Origin of the sequence: Paenibacillus sp. NPDC057886, from assembly GCF_042796655.1 — a bacterium.
Taxonomy (GTDB): domain Bacteria; phylum Bacillota; class Bacilli; order Paenibacillales; family Paenibacillaceae; genus Paenibacillus.
On record NZ_JBHVMZ010000004.1, the window covers coordinates 569,850 to 587,891 of the forward strand.

Here is an 18,042-nt window from a genome sequence, read left to right on the forward strand (position 1 = left end):
CTACAAAAACGCTCATAAATCAAAGCAATGTTATTTCCTGAGCGTATCTCTTCCTTATTAAATGGGTAACATTCCTCGATGTTCCGCCACTGATTTACAAGAACTGCATACACCTGAAACATTTCCCTGGGAAGTCGCATAATGCACAATGGACTTCACTTTTTTGCTACAAATGGAACAATGGTGCCTCCTTTCCTTCCTGGGAGTGTAATCGGATAGGTTTACTACATTTGAGTTTGATTTGAACCTGCGCACAAAGTTCAGCCATTTCATCTCTTTCTCTCTCTTCCTTGTTTGCCTTCTAAGGAGTGAATTGCTTATGCTTGGGCAAAAATTGATCCTGCATTGGTTATGTATACGATTCCAAGTTGTGCATGCCTATCTCATAATCTATTCGACGTTTTGAGTCTTTTTCCTGTTTTTAATCTCTACACATACAAAAAAACCGACAGAACCTGCCCCTACCTCTTGTGAAATAAAGGAACTTATGTCGGTTATAACGTGTTTATTTATAAAACGTTCCAAGCACCTCCAGCGCGGGTGAGCGCTCAATTCGAAACGGATAGATATATCCCTGATTCAGCTTCACAAACTTGCGACTCCACAGGTCAAGTCCAGACGTAAATTGGTACGCCTGGTATATAAATTTGGAACAATAGTTCCGTTCAATACTGCGCAGATTCGTCTGCAATCGATAGAATTTCACTTGCTTATAATGATCCTGTACCCACTGCGCTGCCTTCACGCCAGCCTGATTCAAACGGGAACGAAATACTATGAAACGATCTCCCTCATAAAAGCGGGTGATGTACCAATCCAGGGAATCGGCAAACACAGGCCCATAAGGGTGTACGTGATACACTTTACCGTCGAGTCCAATAATCCCCATGTGCCCGGCGTAATAAGTCGATTCCGAACTTGGTGTATATAAAATATCTCCCGGCTCCAGCTTCATCTGGCCTAGAGCGATAATAGGCAAATCCTGATGCAGTCTTCTGGCCGCTGAACGTACGCGCCTGCCTTCCACCAGTAGTCGGTGCATTTTTCCAGCAACAGCAAGATAGACTTCAGACCATTTGAACCGTTTTTTCTCAGAGCCTTTGAACCAGCGATGAATGAATGTGGACATACGTTGAAATTCTTTTTTCATATTCTGCACTCCACTCTATCTGTTTGACGTTTTTTGATGTTTTTACTCACTTCTAAGGCTCATTATAGACAGTTGATGATGCATGTTCAATTCCGGTGCCTGTTCTATGTTGTGTAATTCGAGGAGGTTCATACCGAAATGGAAACTGAAAAAAAGCAGTTCCGGCATCAGCCAGAACTACTTCGTTGAATTTGAACTATTGGAGTTGAACTTATTATGAAGAGATTCTATTCTTCCACAACACCAAGTGCTTTATTTTTCTCCTTAAAACGGCTGTTATGGGAAGACACATAGGCAACTTTCTCCGCCTCAGGGTCCATATACAGTTTTGCACTGTTTACCGCGAGCGCTGCATCCGTAAATGTACCAGCAATCAGATAGAGTTTACTTCCATAATCTACAAAGTCTCCTGCGGCGAAGACGCCTGGAATATTCGTTTGCAGCTTCTCTGTTGTGCTGACATGCCATTCACCAAGATCAAGTCCCCAATCCCGGATCGGGCCAAAATCACTCTTCATGCCGTGGTTGACGATAATCGCATCCACATCAAGAACTTCGCTTTCACCTGTCTCAACATGGGATATCGTGACCTGTTCGATGATTTCACCACTTTGACTATGCAGCGTATCAACGGCGTATGGTGTACGAATATCCACTGAGGATTCTCTCATCCGCAGTACATTGCGCTCCAATCCGCCAAAGCGGTCACGACGATGCACAACCGTCACTTGCTCTGCCAGTGCTTCAAGCTCATTAGCCCAATCCACAGCGGAGTCGCCTCCACCGGAGATCAATACCCGCTTGCCGCGGAAAGGTTCCAGCTCCTGTACTGTATAGTGAAGATTGGTAACCTCATAACGGTCAGCGCCTTCAAGCTCCAGCTTGGCCATTTTATATATACCATACCCGATCGCCAATATGACGGTACGTGTCCAGTGTTGTTCTCCTGTATTCGATGTCAGCAGAATCGTGCCATCAGGCTGACGCTCGAATCCTTCAATTTGCTGTTCAAACACAATCGTTGGCTCAAACGTTCTCGCCTGTTCTTCCAGCTGCTTAATCAGATTTTCACACAGAATCGGGGTGACGCCGCCAACGTCCCAGATCATTTTCTCTGGATAAAAGAGCATGCGACCACCCAATTTATCCCGCGCCTCAATCAACTTGGTCTTCATATCACGCATCCCGCTGTAAAATGCAGAATACATGCCGGCAGGTCCCCCGCCGATAATTGTTACATCATATAATTCCAAATGCTGATCCATTTCGTTACCTCCATCAGTTCGATCCAAAGCGCTCGACTATTTGATATCGATTCTCATTATCACTCTTTTCCTAGTCTAATGGGAAACTTATCAAATTACAATGGCTAAAATTCAAACATTTCTTATACAAAACTACCATCTTTTTTTTATTTGTTGATTACTTTACTTTGGGAGCTGCCAGTAAATGCTCGACAACGAAATCGATTTGCTTGTTGATGGAATAGATATCCGAGTAATAGAAGAAATCAAAGTCAATCTCGATTAAACGGCCTTCTTTGATAGCGGGTATGCTATTCCAGATTGGATTATCGTTAAGGTTATCTGCCCCTTCATATACCGAACGAAACACGTAGTCTCCCATATATTCAGGAAGAACTTCCATGGACAAGGTCGAACCTGCCGCATCGGATACTACGTCAATTTTTTTCTGGACCGCTTCAGGTGCTCTCATTTCCAAATACTCGTATAAAGCCTGAGATCCTCGGCCGAATTGCTTACTTTCTACAATGACCATCTCTTTCAGCCCACCCTCGACGATGGAAACCGTTTTGTCCAGTATGCCTGCATCAGCAAGTGTTTTCTTGCTCTCTTCGACTTTGCTGTTGAGATTGTCGATTAAAACGTCGGCTTCCTGCTCTTTGCCGAAAATGCTAGCTATACTATGAAGTCTTTCTTCTGTTGTCATTTTTTCATATGGGACATACACAGTTGGTGCAATATCTTTTAATAGCGTGTAAGTCTCTTCTGAAGGAACAATGATCAAATCTGGGTCCAGATCAATGACAGCCTCAGGATTTGGTTCAAACCAGGTGCCCAGTGAATTTACACCTTCAAGCTCATTCTTATATGCAGCTCCATCGTATACGTCAGACGTCGCAATAGGCTTAATCCCAAGCGCTACAACATCTCCTTGAAGATAAAGCACTACAACCCGTTTAGGATTTGCCGGGACAACAACATCACCTTTAACCGTGGAAACCGTGCGTGTTCCATTTTCATTGTTCGTTTGGCTACCTGAATCTGATGATGAAGATACGGCCGTGCTCGTAGATGAGTTCGTATTCGTGCCTTCCCCCGTAGCTGTGGTTGTTGCAGAGCCAGCAGAGCATGCCGATAAAAGCATTGTGATGCTTAAAAGTGCAACCAAAATCATGCTGGAGCTTGTTTTTCTTCTTTTCATTGATGTAGACCCTCCGTCTATATATTGATAATGATTCTCATAATCAATATATCCTCGCTTCCATCTCCAGCCAATGGACGATTCGGAGCATTGTAATGGACGATCCTCTGCCAGGCTCTGGTCTCTTATTTTCCGTTGGTAGAGCGTGGGAGAAAGGCCTACATGTTTTTTGAAAATACGGCTGAAATAATACACATCCGCGTACCCCACTTCTGCCGCGATTTCGCGTAGGGTGGCATCGGATCGCATAAGCAGATTCCGGGCCTTGATCAGTCTCGTTTGAATGAGATAATCAATCGGACTGTGTCCAGTCTTTCGTTTAAATTGCATAGATAAATGACGGGAGCTGTAGTTGAATTGTTCAGCCAGAAAATCCAGAGTCACCTGTTCCCTATAATGTTCCTGTATGTAGCGAAGTGTTTGTTCAATAGGGTCTGGAAGCACGGTTCTGACCTCCTGCTCTGCCAATTGAAACAACAGCTCATGAATAAATTGGTAGAACAAACTTTTCACTTGAAGCAAGTCCAGGCTGCTTGCCTGATCCCACGCTTTCTCCAGCTCACCAAGATAGCGTAATAAAGCAAGAGGATTACTCGGCGTAAATCCATATTGCAAAGAAAACGGAGCAACCTGAGAAGCTTGTGACAACCGCCATGTTTTACGATGAGTTGGGAACGCAAGAAACGCCCTGTAGAACAGCAAATAATATTCAAACTTTTCGCTCACCCGAATATCCAGTGATGATCCTTTACCACCATGCAGGATACAGAATCGCTGTGCTTCGTATGTTTTCCCATCCAGTTTAAGTTGAGCTGCACCCCGAATACTGTATATAAAAGCGTTTGCCGGAAGCAAATAGGCCCCCTGTATCTGCCCTGTCTCCACGACGATCCGGCGTATATCCAGAATTTTAACAGCCGCGTGATTCCAGCATTTCATCTGTTCATTTAATTGCATCGATTACTCTCCAATCCCAGTCTCACAAGGAACAAAGACCTTGTACAGGTCTTTATTCTGCAAACCACCCTCTAACCGAAGCGTTATAGTGGTTCACTAGTATTTCTTCATTATAGATGATAATAATTTTCATTATCAACTGTATTTTGACCGGGATTCAATTTCACCAACCAATGCTCCGAAAGATTTACTTTTGATCCGCTGTCTTCGTGAACCAAGCTGCCAATTCCTCGGTCTGATCCAAGGTTGCAATCGGGTCAAAGTACCATGAACGATCCGGACTCCAGATAAACACACGATCATTCTTGACGGCATCAAGCGAACTCCATACTGGCTTGGATTTCAATTCCTCTACAGTCAGGTTGTCTGCCGTAAGAATAATATAATCACCGGCAAATTCGGGTATGGATTCGGACGAGACTTCAACAAGCTGATCTTTCATTAATATCTCTGTTTTGTCTGCCGGAGGATTCAATCCGAGAGCACTGTACACAGCCTGACCTCCACGCCCAAAATTATCACCAAAGGCTAAAGGTGCTTTATCGTAAAATTGCATAACTGATACTTCTGCATCTGCATCGATTGCTTCACTTACACGCTTCTTGGCGTCCGCAATTCGTCCGTCGTAATCGGCTAACCATGACTCAGCCTCTTTTTCTTTGTTCAACGCTTTACCGAAATAAGCGATCTCTTCATGGGTATTTTTTAACTCTCCATAAGGAACAACAAGTGTAGGCGCAATTTTGCTAAAAGAATCAAACAAATCAGGATCACCTGTGACAATCAGGTCTGGTTGAAGTTCCAACACCTTTTCAAGAGAAATGGTTTCGTATTCACCAATATTTTCTACGCCCTCAAGTGACTTGATAAAATAGGGATTCTTCAGATTCATTTCCGGTGTACCAACTGGTTTGATTCCCAAAGCGATTAGGCTTCCCAAATATAAATCAACCACAATTCGTTTGGGTTCAGCCGGGACCGTGATATCTCCCTTGACCGTCGAGATGATCCGAGGCTCGGAAGTGCTCGATTGGCTATCTGCCGTTACTGTGCTGGTGGCACTCGAAGTCCCTTTGCTCCCTGCTGTTTCTCCCCCAGAATTACTAACTGCCCCTGTCGAGCAGGCACTCAGCAGTAAAGTGAGACTTAATAAAATACTAAGCAGCATTCCCGTTGCCTGTCTATTCATGTACAATGACCCTCCGTGTTTATATTGATAATGATTATCATCATCGTTATAAACATACCTTCCAGCTCTTCCTCTGGAAATGTCATTTCGCGCCAAGGTCGATGTCAAATCAGGCCATTTTAAGGGTTCAGATGTTTTTTCCTTGAACTTAAGCGGAGAAACGCCTGTATGTTTTTTGAACATACGTCCCAGATAATATCCGTCTGGATAACCGATGCCTGCTGCAATCTCATCCAATGTAGCGTCGGTATGCAACAGCATCTCCTTGGCCTTGAACAAACGGAACTGAATCAAATAGTCGATTGGACTATAACCCGTAGCCTGTTTGAACTTGCGGGACAAACTTCTAGGACTGCTGCCGACCTTCTCTGCCAAAACACGCAACGTTAACGGCTCAGCATAAGAGGATTCCACAATTTCGATGACTTCGCTGACTTGATTCGTCATGGAATAGCGAGTTGCAGCATGAGGAATTTGTGCTGATACTTGCTGTACGAAAGGAAAAAACAAACTTTTTGCCTGAAAATGATGTATGGGGTGCTTTTGATTCCATAAAGCGTGTATCTGTTTCACTTGCTCATAAAGTACAACTGGTGACTTGGGGCCAAAACCATAGGTTAACTGAAATGGATTCATGTGCTCCATCATGTTACCCAAATCGGTTCTTCCTCCACTTGGCAAGCTTGCTCTGTACATAAGGTAAAACAGGTTCAATCCGGATTGTTCCGCTTCAATATGCAGCACGCTCCCCTTTCCACCATGGAGAACATAAAAACGACTCACTTCATGCTTCTGGTCGTTTATGGTCACATAGGCTTTACCCTGAATGGTGAACACAAACGTGCTCGCAGGAAATTTATATGTTAGCTCCTCACATGGACCTAACTCCATATAACGTATATCCGCAATACTCACAGCAGCATAGTTCCAGAGTATGTAATAATTATTCCACATTCCTTTAACCCAACTCCGTCTAAATAGATTGACTACACAGTCCTTCACTCATTGATAACCATTATCAATTATTATTAGCAAGTAAGCAACACACAAGTGAAAGTCAACGTATTAGCCAGCATATCTTCATTTGCTTCTCGTAACATCCGATATATGTAAGTAGATCCACGATATAACGAAGAAGGGGAAAAGACCATGAATTCAATTTCACCTGCCTCCAAAAACAGCTTCACGTCCGGGAGCCAAGTCTCCAGCAGAGATAAGGAAATTCAGGGACTTATGAAACAAAAAATCAGGCTTAATGAAGAACTGCAATCTGTCAAATCCAATGATCAGTTGGACTCCAAAATTAAGGCGGAACGAGTTAAATCTATAACGAGTTTCATCCAACAGGTCGATAATCAAATCGCTCAAATCAAAAGCGACGAGATTCAAGAAAAAAATAAACTGAAACAGTCTGAGCAACCCAAACAACAACAGCCTCAACCCTCTGAGCTCACTGACGAAAATCAGGCTCCGGCAATGGGGCATCTAATCAAACATAGCCAGACTTATGATCAGTTAGGCAAACTGGTCGGCTTGCGTGATCGCATGCACGGGTCCATTCAAACACTAGAAGGAGAAACCCGCTTCGACCGGATCGTTCTCGATAATGACGCAGGAAATGACATGGGCAAGTCGATGATGCTGGAGAACGCAGAACAAACTGTTTTTCAAATGAAGCGTGAAATGGTCCAAGAGATTGACTCTCAAATCCGTAAAGTTGATCAGTCTATCGGGGAAAAATTAAAAGAAATCAACCAACCGGTACCAACAGAAGCTACCCATTCTACTCCACCATCTCATGCAGATGAAGATCAGGAAGTGAATAAAGAAAATAAGGCTGAAAACAAATCTAAGGTTGCCAATGGTATGCAGAATGATAAAGACCCAGGAAAAATTCAAGAGACGCAATCAAATGCATCCCCTGCACCTTCCTATACATCGCTCGACATTCGAGTTTAATAGATTACATATTGATGGATAACTATTTCCCAATAAAAAACCTTTATTTACAGGGTCACTTCTACCTGATAAATAAAGGTCTTTTTCCGTACCTAATGAATCTTCCCACAGTTATGGTTATACGGCTTCCTCATTACCACAAATAATGCTACCATTCACCGATTTGCAGACTTTTTTAATTCGGGTCGCCTCACACACGATTTGATCAATGTTTTCATACTGTCGTCTACGGTTTGTGACCACTGCGATCGACACCGATATGAGCGGTATGGGTCGGTTCAACCCAGAACGCCCTTCGCCCAAAACATATTGATTATCCATGTCATTCTGATTGTAAAACATTCGCTTGATCTGCTTCAAACCTGTTATCACCTCTTCACAGAGATATCTAAAGTCATGATGATTTAATATCGCAATAAAATCGTCTCCACCGATATGGCCAAGAAAAGCCTCTGGAAAAACAAAAAGCTTCCGGAGCAGGTTAGCAGTGGCTTGAATAAGCTGATCCCCCATTTTGAACCCATAGCTATCATTGTAGGATTTAAAGTGATCCAAATCTATGTATAGAACACTAAAATCATCAAGCTGCAGTAACTGATACAATCGTTCATCTATAATTCGGTTACCTGGAAGACCTGTCAAGGGATTCATAAAAATGGCCATCTCGGCTCGAACATCCGCAACAGCAAGCAGTAGACGTCGGATACTAACTGCTCCATACAAAGCACCTTCAGCTGTTATAAGCACTAGATCGTATAACTCTTCTTCAGATCGATTCATAGCCAGAACGCTTACATCCGTAATCTGTTCAGCGTAATCGACGACCAGTGCCCGGGCGTTCATAACCAGTTCCACAGGGCGTCCCATATACAAATTATAGCCGTACTGTGTACCAATCTGCTGGAAGAAACGAGCTCGCATCATTAATGACACCCCTTGTTCGCCCATAACCGCCACACCTTCCAGATTGGGGTTTGATTTAAAAAGATGATAGACGATATCACATTTTGTTTCAGGCGCTACTACAGGAATCGTATCGGCTATCTCACCTATTTGCGTAAATATACCATTCGCCTCCTCTATACATAGCCATACCACCTGCTTTTTAAATCTTTAATCACCTCTAGGAAAAGTTAAGGGAGATGGCCTTAATACTGTGTCAGGCCTTCCAAGTGCGTAACCCTGACCGTATTCGATACCTTCACGTCGCAAAAATTGAATTTCCTCGTAACGCTCGATACCTTCCGCGATGATACTGGTCCCCGAGTCGACAGCAAATTGTTTAAGGATCCTTAAAATGTGCTGCTGATCCGGATGTGTGTCCACTCGGCTAATCAGTGCCCTGTCCAATTTAATAAAATCCGGTTTTAGACTTACAATCGCCTTGAGACTGCTGTATCCGGAACCCGCATCATCAATGGCAATTCGAAAGCCCTGTGAGCGATAATTCGAGAGAATGCGTTCGAACTCTACATAGTCCTGAACTGCCTGTTTCTCGGTTAGCTCGAAGACCACTAGGCTCTGAATCTTTCAATCGAAATCTCACGACAGAAGCGTTCAAACGTGAAGACCTGATCCGTATGACCAATGAATTGATAAAAAGATTCTGCATTTGGAACAAGATTGGATATGGGAGGACGGTTTAATATTTCGTAACCAAGACATCGCCCGCTCTGCAGATTCAAGATTGGCTGGTAAGCATTCTATTACGCATAATTTTTTGCAGTCCGGTGAATTGCCTGTAACTTAAGCATGCTTCGATTTCTTTAATGAATTTCATATTATTGAAAAAAACACCACGTTTTCTATTGGTCTTGAAAGACTCAATAAAAACGTGGTGTTCGCTTATGTGTAAATAAGTTCAATTTATTTGTTTCAAATGAATTACTATTCCTGATCCTTTCAGGACACCTTATGCTCAATTCTAAGCTTGTCAGCAACCATCGCGATGAATTCCGAATTAGTCGGTTTCGACTTGCTGATGTTGATCGTATAGCCAAACAGGTGGCTGATGCTGTCGATGTTGCCACGTGTCCAAGCCACTTCAATAGCATGACGGATAGCTCGTTCGACGCGAGACGGCGTTGTTTTGAACTTTTCGGCAATCGCTGGATACAGGGTTTTGGTGATGGCTCCCAAAATTTCGATATTGTTATACACCATGGTGATGGCTTCGCGTAGATACTGATATCCTTTAATATGCGCAGGAACGCCGATTTCATGTATGATGGACGTAATGCTCGCATCCAAATTTTTGTGTTTACCCATCGGCACGACGTTGGACTTGTTCATAAACATCGATGAACCGCCGCCACCACCTGTGGAGATCGTGGTTTGCGTGCCAACCAGTTGACGTACACGATTCGCGAGCACTTCCATGTCAAACGGTTTCAGGATGTAATAAGAAGCTCCGAGTTGCACGGCACGCTGCGTGATATTCTCTTGTCCGAAAGCCGTAAGCATAATGACTTTGGGCTGTGGAGACAGATTCAGGTTGCGCAGACGCTCCAGTACACCCAGTCCATCCAGGTGAGGCATAATAATATCCAGAATGAGAACATCCGGTACATCGCGAGTCTGCTCCAGCAACTGCAGCACTTCTTCTCCATTGTAAGCAATTCCGGTTACTTCCATATCTTCCTGTTCAGATATATATTCGGCAAGCAAATTCGTAAATTCACGATTATCATCGGCCAGCAATACCTCAATTTTTTGCAAAACGGTATCCTCCTTTAATTTAAACATCGTTTCGTACATTTCCTTACAGGTTAAATTTTCGACACAGGGGAGGAAATTCCTTCTGTCGAAAATTATTTTTCTTTATTTTTTTTTCTAGTTGCTATATAATAAATAATTTATTTCATTATCCGATATTATATGTATTCATTCGACAAAAAAACCTTAAGGGGGTTAACCCGCCTTAAGGTTTTTTGCATGTTCCTTCTTCATCATGACTCCTGCATCCTGTAGCATCCATTCAATGAAGCAGCCATAACCTGATTTCGGATCATTGACGAACACATGGGTCACGGCACCAATCAATTTTCCATTTTGCACAATGGGGCTGCCACTCATGCCTTGTACAATGCCTCCGGTCTTATCCAGCAGCTTCGGATCTGTGATACGAAGCACCAAACCTTTGGTGGCCGGTTCGGATTGGTCTGCTACGTGAACAATATCAATCGAGAAACGTTCCACTTGCTGGCCCTCAACGACTGTGAGTATTTCCGCCGGACCTTCCTTTACTTCATGGGAGAACGCAACGGGAATGCCTTTTGAATACAAACTATGTTCAGGATTACCAGACATTTTACCAAAGATACCAAAAGCCGTATTACGTTCAATATTGCCCAAAATTTTGCTTTCTTTCAGGAAATGAGCTCTTTTTTCACCCGGATCACCGGATTCACTCTTGGAGATCGATGTTACATTGGACTGAACGATTTGACCACTACCGACGACGATGGAGGTCTGCGTGTTCATATCCGTAATGACATGTCCCAGTGCGCCATAAACGCCTTGATCCGGAGCGTAGAAGGTTAATGTCCCTACACCTGCAGCGGAGTCACGAATGTACAATCCAAGCCTCCAGGCTTTGTCTTCTGCATCATAAGCCGGTGTCAAACGGGTTTTAACCGTTTCTTTGCCGCGTTTTAATACGACATCAATTCCTTTTTTACTCTTGCCTGCAAGCTCCACCGCTTCAGCTACACCCGATACACCTTCGAGACGTTTACCGTCCATATGGGTAATCAAATCTCCAAGCTTGATGCCTGCTGATTCTCCAGGGGATACACGTTCATCTTGTCCAGAACGAACCAGATGGTGCCCTACAACCAGAATACCTGCAGATTTCACTTTGACGCCAATGGTTTGACCCCCGGGTACTACACGCAAATCCGGAATTACGTTTACATTAACCGTTTTTACCGGAATTTTGCCCCACAACTTCAACGTTAATTTGGCATGTCCCGTTTGTTGGGGATGAAGATGCAAAGGTTGTTGCTTCGTTACGTGGACCGCAGTTTCCTTTCCATCAAAACCAACGATGTCAGGACGATCCACAACAGCGCTTGAAGCAGCCGGTACAGCGAGATGAACGTCAGCCTGCCTGCCTGCAAATACCTGAAGTTCATCAGGCAATGAAGCATAACTTTGTACAGGCTGAATGACCTGGCTGATCACACATAGAAAGAAGGCAAATAAAAGACCTAGCAATTTCTTCCTGAGGGGGGAATTCAATGGCTGTCACACTCCCTTTGCTTCTTTCGCTTGACGAAAGGTGGTCGCCAATTGCGTACCTATAAGATAACCTCGCCCCCAGGCTTTTATTACTGTCAATCATTACGCCAGCCGCTCGCTTCACCCTTTTTTGGCTTCCGCCAAATTCAACATTTCCTGTGCATGATGCAGCGTTTTTTCTGTAATTTCCACACCGCCCAGCATACGTGCCAATTCCTTCACTCTGCCTTCGTCTGACAGCGATTCCACTTGTGTCATCGTGCGCCCGTCATAAACATGCTTTTCGATGAGATACTGATGATCTGCCATACAAGCGACCTGTGGCAAGTGAGTAATAGAGAAAACCTGGCAAGTGGAGGACAGACGGTATAATTTCTCCGCAATGGATTGTGCTGCTCTTCCGCTTACCCCGGTATCCACCTCGTCAAAGATCAACACCGGAATCCGGTCATGACGTGCGAAAATACTCTTCATCGCCAGCATCATTCGGGACAACTCACCACCGGAAGCAATCTTGCCGAGCGGACGTAAAGGCTCACCTGGATTCGGAGAAATCAGGAACTCCGCATTATCTGCACCCTGACGCGTAAGACGAATGCGACGCCCATTCCATTCAATCCCTTTTGCATCTTCAAAAGGCGTAATCTGAACTCGTAACGTCGTTCTCTCCATCTGTAGATCCTTCAGCTCACTTTCCACCTGCGCTGCAAGTTCCTCTGCACATTGTTTGCGAACCCGGCTGAGTTCCTCCGCAGACTCCATGACTAATTTGAGCAATTTGTCACGTTCATTACGCAGCTTCTCCAGACGTTCATCCTTGTTCTCCAGCTGGTCGGTTTCATGACTAATTTGTTCATAATAATTCAAAATAAGTTCCACACTGTCGCCGTACTTCCGTCTGAGGCCAGAAATCAGATTCAGTCGCTGTTCCACTTCTTCCAATCTACCCGGGTTAAATTCGATCTTCTCCCGATAATCACGCAACTGAAACGTAGCGTCTTCCAGCTGATAAAATGCTGACTGGAGCTGTTCAACAATAGGCTGCAAGCCTTTGCTGTCATATCCCGATATATCTTCAATTCGTGACAGTGCGATACTTACAGCTTCTAACCCACGTTGACCGCTAAGCAAATCATATGCACCAGCAACACTGTCCATCATTTTCTCACTATGGGATAGTTTGACCCGTTCTTCTCCGAGTAATTCATCCTCACCCTGCGTTAGAGAAGCAGCTGCAATCTCTTCAAGCTGAAAGCGATACATGTCCAGCAATTGATACGCACGTTGACTGGATTCCTGAAGTGCACGCAATTCTTTTTCCGCAGTAATAAATTTACTGTAGCGTTCCTGATATTCCGATTTGACTGGACCGATGATTGCTGCCCCGTATGTATCCAGAAGCCCCAGATGACTTTCTGCGCGCAACAAACTTTGATGTTCGTGCTGTCCGTGAATATTAATTAATTTTTCTCCGACTTCACGGAGCATCGTTAAATTGACCAATTGGCCGTTAATACGAGATGTACTTTTACCTTGGGTATTTAGTTCACGACGAATCACGAGATGCTCCTCAGGCTCACAATGGATGCCAAGCTTCTCCAGCGTTTCCCATACCGGATGGCTTGGCTCCATTTCAAACAAAGCCTCCATCTCGGCCTTCTCACATCCATAACGGATCAGATCGGCCGAGCTTCGTCCACCTGCAATCAAACCCAGGGCATCAATAATGATCGATTTACCCGCTCCTGTTTCACCAGACAAAACATGGAATCCAGGGTGGAAAACTACATCAACTTCTTCTACAACAGCCAGATTACGAATCGATAATGTAACTAACATCTGCAAAAACACCTCCGGATGACTCACTCAGAAATTATGTTTTTGAACCATTATATTCTAGGAAATATAACCCATAATCCGCTCGATTACGGTCACGCTGTTACTTTCCGTCCGACAGATGATGAGTATGGTATCATCTCCACAGATGGTGCCCATCACTTCAGTCCACTCAATATTATCGAGCAAGGCAGCAATGGAGTTCGCTGTGCCAGGCAAACACTTCATCACAACCAGATTGTTTGTATGATCAATGTGTAAGAAGTTGTCCACGAGGGCGCGTTTCAGTTTCTGAATCGGATTATATCGTTGGTCTGTAGGCAGCGAATACTTATATCGTCCATCATCCATAGGGATCTTGATTAAAAGAAGCTCCTTAATATCCCGGGATACGGTGGCTTGAGTCACCTGAAATCCGGATTTACGCAAAGCTTCAACCAGATCATCCTGGGTTTCTATTTCGTTTTGACTAATGATTTCACGTATCTTAATGTGTCGTTGTCCTTTCATACATGCCTCCAGTTAAAAGTTCAATGTATTGCAATAAGACGGCTAATTCTAATTTCCATAAAGTTTACCATCCTGCAATTCGTCTTTCGTTATATAAACAACTTTCAGGTGCCATAAATACCCTTAGTCCAGATCATCTCCATCGTACACGTCTTCCTGATAGTCCATGAGTCTTATTACCTTGATATCCGATTCCTCCATGTCCACATACAGCAACCCTTCACAGCCGGGATATAACAATAAATAATACAGGAAGCGATCTCGCAGGGATGGCCCAGTAAGTTCAAGAGGTTGCCTGCGACGGGACGTTTTCACCAGATATCTCTCATCATCTCGCTCTGCTACATAATCAATGAAAAGCCTGCTGTAATAAACGGATTCATCCACTTCAAAGGCTAAAGGAACTTTCATTTTACCTCCGATGACTTCATACCCTTCCGCTTCAAGCAGATCCACTACCGGTGAATCCTGAATTTCTGAATTCAGTTGCATACCCGACAAGCTTACCGGAATCGGACGATTAACCCAAGTCCGAAAGCCAAAGAACAGCCAAATAATCAAACAGACAGCAAGTACACCAATAACAATTGTGTCATATTGCCCATCCATCATCGCTCACCTCGAAGACATATTCGAGATTCGACAACCGATTTCCTTTTAGGATGTCACCTTTCCAGCGAAAAGAAACCCATCCTATGATGAGTTTCCTGTAAAAGTATGTGCAGCTTCTATTGCAACTTGATCTGCAAGTGCATCAAGTGAAGCCTGAACGTTCTCTTGTTGTGTTGCCTCTGGTTCTTCCAGACGCCAGTGAGCGAGAAATTCGATATTACCTTCGCCGCCTGTAATCGGCGAGAAGGTTAAACCCTTCAGCTTTAATCCAAGTTCATTGGCGAAACGAAGCATTGTCTGCAAAACGTCCTTGTGAACCTTAGTTTCACGAACAACGCCAGACTTGCCGACTTTCTCACGACCTGCTTCAAACTGAGGTTTAATTAACGCTACAATGTCTGCCGGTTGCTTCAGAAGTGCCAGCAACGGCGGCAAAATAATTCTCAGCGAAATAAAGGATACATCGATACTGGCAAAGTTCGGCACAGGTCCATGGAGATCTTCGGGAGTCACATAACGGAAATTGGTTCTTTCCATTACAGTAACCCGTTCATCATTACGGAGTGACCAATCCAGCTGGTTATAACCTACATCGATGGCATATACATGAGATGCACCATGTTGTAGGGCACAATCGGTAAAACCGCCAGTGGATGAACCGATATCGAGCATCACAAGTCCATTCATATCGAGATCGAAGTGACGGATCGCTTTTTCAAGCTTTAATCCGCCTCTACCGACATAGGGGTGTACTGAACCCTTTACTTTAAGTTCGGCTTCCCGTGGAATCTTCATGCCCGCTTTTTCAATCCGCTCATTGTTGGCATATACTAATCCAGCCATGATTGCAGCTTTTGCCTTCTCACGACTTTCATAATATCCCTGCTCAACCAGCAGAACATCAATTCGTTCTTTCGGGAGTGACATGTCTTTCTCCTATCATGTAGTTATCCTAATTAATCAATAATGTGTTCCAGTTTCTCTAATTGTTCCAGTTATGAAGGAAACCGAGTTCTGGACATACCATATGAAGATTGGGCTGCCATACTGCGCAGCTCCGAGCTCACATTCTCAACCGTGAGTCCCACTTCAGCTCTTTGATCCTCAATACTGCCATGTTCAATGAATCGATCCGGAATGCCCATCAGTTGCACATGAACATCATGCAGCCCTTGTTCTGCGTAAAACTCCAGAACTGCACTGCCCATACTTCCTGCTTGTGAGGCTTCTTCAAGCACAATTAACTTTGTGCCTCGAACTGCGAGATCACGCAGCATCTGCTCATCAAGAGGTTTAAGGAAGCGGGCGTTAATTACGCCAGCCGTGATACCTTCTCTTTTAACGGTCTCTGCAGCTTCTTCAGCAAGCTGTACCATCGATCCCGAAGCAATGATAGCATAACCTTCAGATGGACGAAGCTGTTCCCATGTACCGATTGGAATCGGAATGAGTTCATCGTCAAGAGGCACGCCTATAACATTGTTTCGTGGATAACGATAAGCAATTGGACCTTCATTATATTCAAGCGCCGTCTTCATCATATGGCGCAGTTCATTCTCATCCTTAGGCATCATCAGAACGATATTAGGAATATGACGCATAAACGCCACATCGTACACACCTTGATGCGTTTCACCATCTGGACCGACAAATCCGGCACGGTCAATAGCGAACATGACATTGGCGTTATGACGACAAATATCATGTACAATCTGATCATACGCACGTTGCATAAACGTCGAATAAACGGCAAAAACCGGCTTTAACCCTTCCATAGCCAGTGCTGCACACATGGTTGCTGCATGCTGTTCGGCAATACCCACGTCAACCATGCGATCAGGGAATTCCTTACTGAAAGGAATGAGGCCTGAACCTGTTGGCATAGCTGGTGTTACCGCTACAATTCGTTTATCCTGCTTCGCAAGATCAATCAACGTTTTACCAAACACTTCCGTATACATCGGTTTGCCTACAGCTTTAAGCACTTGACCTGATTCAATTTTGTACGGAGAAATTCCGTGCCATTTGTGTGAATCGGCCTCAGCTGGCTGATAGCCTTTGCCTTTGGTTGTCAGCACATGAACCATTACAGGACCATCCACGTTATCCGCCTGTTTAAACGTTTCAATCAATTTAGGAATGTCGTGTCCATCAATGGGTCCCAAATAGGTGAAGCCCAGCTCTTCGAACAGAACTCCTGGAACCATCATGTATTTGACACTATCTTTAATCCAGCTCGCCGATTTGGCCAAACGATCCCCTATGGCAGGAATTCTTTTGAGCATTCCTTCCACGTCATCCTTGGCTTTCAAATAATGGCGATCCGAACGAATTTTGCTCAAATATTTATGCATAGCCCCAACATTCGGAGCAATGGACATTTCATTATCATTGAGGATAACCATCAGCTTTTTCTGCTCATGACCGATGTGATTGAGAGCTTCAAAGGCCATACCACCTGTAAGCGCTCCATCCCCGATCATCGCGATAACCTGATTGTCTTCACCCTTAAGATCACGGGCAAGCGCCATGCCCATCGCAGCAGATAACGATGTACTGCTATGACCGGCTTCCCATACATCATGTTCACTCTCGTTACGTTTAACAAATCCGCACAAGCCATTATGCTGACGCAGGGTATCGAAGCGATCCATCCGCCCCGTTAGAACCTTGTGCACATAAGCCTGATGCCCTACATCGAAAATCATTTTGTCCACTGGACTGTTATAGCAGTAATGCAGGGCTACCGTGAGCTCAACCACTCCTAAGTTGGGTGCGAGATGGCCCCCTGTAACGGACAGCTTCTCAATCAGAAACTGCCGGATCTCTGCCGACAAAAGAACGAGATCATCCTGAGACATCGACTTTAGATCACTGGGTTGTTTAATTTGTGGAAGCAGCACGAGAATCTCCCCGCTTTCCTAGATTGTTTGATTTGGTGTAATCCATATATACTCAGTTTATTAAATGACATTAAAACATTATAACATAAAAGAACAAGAATCATAATTTACGGCACTATACTCCAGATAACGAGCATTTTCGCCAGCAAGGTTCGTATGATCTTCCTCAATATGTATTTCCAAACCCACTTGGAACAGAATCTCTTCATGAAGCCCAGAAAAAGCACATTAAATTGATT

Annotated in this window: 14 protein-coding genes; 1 reads left to right on the forward strand and 13 read right to left on the reverse strand. The window is 44.1% G+C overall.

Annotated features, from left to right (window positions below; translation table 11 throughout):
* Positions 1 to 505: 505 nt before the first annotated feature.
* The 4 genes from ACFVQB_RS16890 to ACFVQB_RS16905 form a co-directional block, all read right to left on the reverse strand.
* Positions 506 to 1,150: a hypothetical protein gene (locus tag ACFVQB_RS16890; protein WP_379441150.1), complete on the reverse strand. Its 645-nt coding sequence runs from the start codon at positions 1,148 to 1,150 to the stop codon at positions 506 to 508.
* 227 nt (positions 1,151 to 1,377) lie between these two features.
* Positions 1,378 to 2,415, reverse strand: coding sequence for an NAD(P)/FAD-dependent oxidoreductase (locus ACFVQB_RS16895; protein ID WP_379441153.1), 1,038 nt, complete (start codon positions 2,413 to 2,415; stop codon positions 1,378 to 1,380).
* Positions 2,416 to 2,572: 157 nt separating this feature from the next.
* Positions 2,573 to 4,552, reverse strand: coding sequence for a helix-turn-helix domain-containing protein (locus ACFVQB_RS16900; RefSeq protein ID WP_379441155.1), 1,980 nt, complete (start codon positions 4,550 to 4,552; stop codon positions 2,573 to 2,575).
* Between the two features lie 187 nt (positions 4,553 to 4,739).
* On the reverse strand, positions 4,740 to 6,695 hold the full coding sequence (locus tag ACFVQB_RS16905; protein ID WP_379441158.1) for an ABC transporter substrate-binding protein: 1,956 nt from the start codon (positions 6,693 to 6,695) through the stop codon (positions 4,740 to 4,742).
* Positions 6,696 to 6,890: 195 nt separating this feature from the next.
* On the opposite strand from ACFVQB_RS16905, the gene ACFVQB_RS16910 reads away from it, so the two are divergent.
* Positions 6,891 to 7,700 carry a hypothetical protein gene (locus ACFVQB_RS16910; protein WP_379441161.1) on the forward strand — a complete coding sequence of 270 codons (810 nt, stop codon included), beginning with the start codon at positions 6,891 to 6,893 and terminating at the stop codon, positions 7,698 to 7,700.
* Positions 7,701 to 7,817: 117 nt separating this feature from the next.
* Here the strand turns inward: ACFVQB_RS16910 and ACFVQB_RS16915 are convergent, their stop codons facing one another.
* The 9 genes from ACFVQB_RS16915 to dxs all read right to left on the reverse strand — a co-directional run bounded on the left by ACFVQB_RS16915 (position 7,818) and on the right by dxs (position 17,803).
* Complete coding sequence (locus ACFVQB_RS16915; protein ID WP_379441163.1) at positions 7,818 to 8,624, reverse strand: GGDEF domain-containing protein; 807 nt, start codon at positions 8,622 to 8,624, stop codon at positions 7,818 to 7,820.
* Positions 8,625 to 8,813: 189 nt separating this feature from the next.
* Positions 8,814 to 9,215: an EAL domain-containing protein gene (locus tag ACFVQB_RS16920; RefSeq protein ID WP_379441166.1), complete on the reverse strand. Its 402-nt coding sequence runs from the start codon at positions 9,213 to 9,215 to the stop codon at positions 8,814 to 8,816.
* Between the two features lie 387 nt (positions 9,216 to 9,602).
* Positions 9,603 to 10,418, reverse strand: a complete 816-nt coding sequence (gene spo0A, locus ACFVQB_RS16925) for a sporulation transcription factor Spo0A (RefSeq protein WP_076291888.1) — start codon at positions 10,416 to 10,418, stop codon at positions 9,603 to 9,605.
* A gap of 192 nt (positions 10,419 to 10,610) precedes the next feature.
* Entirely contained in the window at positions 10,611 to 11,942 is a 1,332-nt protein-coding gene (spoIVB, locus tag ACFVQB_RS16930) for a SpoIVB peptidase (protein ID WP_379441170.1), read from the reverse strand.
* A gap of 120 nt (positions 11,943 to 12,062) precedes the next feature.
* A complete protein-coding gene (recN, locus tag ACFVQB_RS16935) occupies positions 12,063 to 13,781 on the reverse strand; it encodes a DNA repair protein RecN (RefSeq protein ID WP_379441173.1) in 1,719 nt (572 codons plus the stop codon).
* 57 nt (positions 13,782 to 13,838) lie between these two features.
* A complete protein-coding gene (ahrC, locus tag ACFVQB_RS16940; protein ID WP_063565708.1) occupies positions 13,839 to 14,288 on the reverse strand; it encodes a transcriptional regulator AhrC/ArgR in 450 nt (149 codons plus the stop codon).
* 123 nt (positions 14,289 to 14,411) lie between these two features.
* A complete protein-coding gene (locus ACFVQB_RS16945) occupies positions 14,412 to 14,900 on the reverse strand; it encodes a hypothetical protein (RefSeq protein ID WP_379441177.1) in 489 nt (162 codons plus the stop codon).
* Between the two features lie 81 nt (positions 14,901 to 14,981).
* On the reverse strand, positions 14,982 to 15,827 hold the full coding sequence (locus tag ACFVQB_RS16950) for a TlyA family RNA methyltransferase (protein WP_379441179.1): 846 nt from the start codon (positions 15,825 to 15,827) through the stop codon (positions 14,982 to 14,984).
* Positions 15,828 to 15,895: 68 nt separating this feature from the next.
* Positions 15,896 to 17,803: a 1-deoxy-D-xylulose-5-phosphate synthase gene (gene dxs, locus ACFVQB_RS16955; RefSeq protein ID WP_379441182.1), complete on the reverse strand. Its 1,908-nt coding sequence runs from the start codon at positions 17,801 to 17,803 to the stop codon at positions 15,896 to 15,898.
* Positions 17,804 to 18,042 lie beyond the last annotated feature (239 nt).

Bases quoted from the DNA above. Each gene is read 5' to 3' on its own strand.
- recN (WP_379441173.1), bottom strand. From the start codon at position 13,781: ATGTTAGTTACATTATCGATTCGTAATCTGGCTGTTGTAGAAGAAGTT.
- ACFVQB_RS16915 (WP_379441163.1), bottom strand. From the start codon at position 8,624: ATGATGCGAGCTCGTTTCTTCCAGCAGATTGGTACACAGTACGGCTAT.
- ACFVQB_RS16950 (WP_379441179.1), bottom strand. From the start codon at position 15,827: ATGTCACTCCCGAAAGAACGAATTGATGTTCTGCTGGTTGAGCAGGGA.
- ACFVQB_RS16895 (WP_379441153.1), bottom strand. From the start codon at position 2,415: ATGGATCAGCATTTGGAATTATATGATGTAACAATTATCGGCGGGGGA.
- ACFVQB_RS16945 (WP_379441177.1), bottom strand. From the start codon at position 14,900: ATGATGGATGGGCAATATGACACAATTGTTATTGGTGTACTTGCTGTC.
- ACFVQB_RS16905 (WP_379441158.1), bottom strand. From the start codon at position 6,695: ATGTGGAATAATTATTACATACTCTGGAACTATGCTGCTGTGAGTATT.
- ACFVQB_RS16900 (WP_379441155.1), bottom strand. From the start codon at position 4,552: ATGCAATTAAATGAACAGATGAAATGCTGGAATCACGCGGCTGTTAAA.
- ahrC (WP_063565708.1), bottom strand. From the start codon at position 14,288: ATGAAAGGACAACGACACATTAAGATACGTGAAATCATTAGTCAAAAC.
- ACFVQB_RS16910 (WP_379441161.1), top strand. From the start codon at position 6,891: ATGAATTCAATTTCACCTGCCTCCAAAAACAGCTTCACGTCCGGGAGC.
- ACFVQB_RS16890 (WP_379441150.1), bottom strand. From the start codon at position 1,150: ATGAAAAAAGAATTTCAACGTATGTCCACATTCATTCATCGCTGGTTC.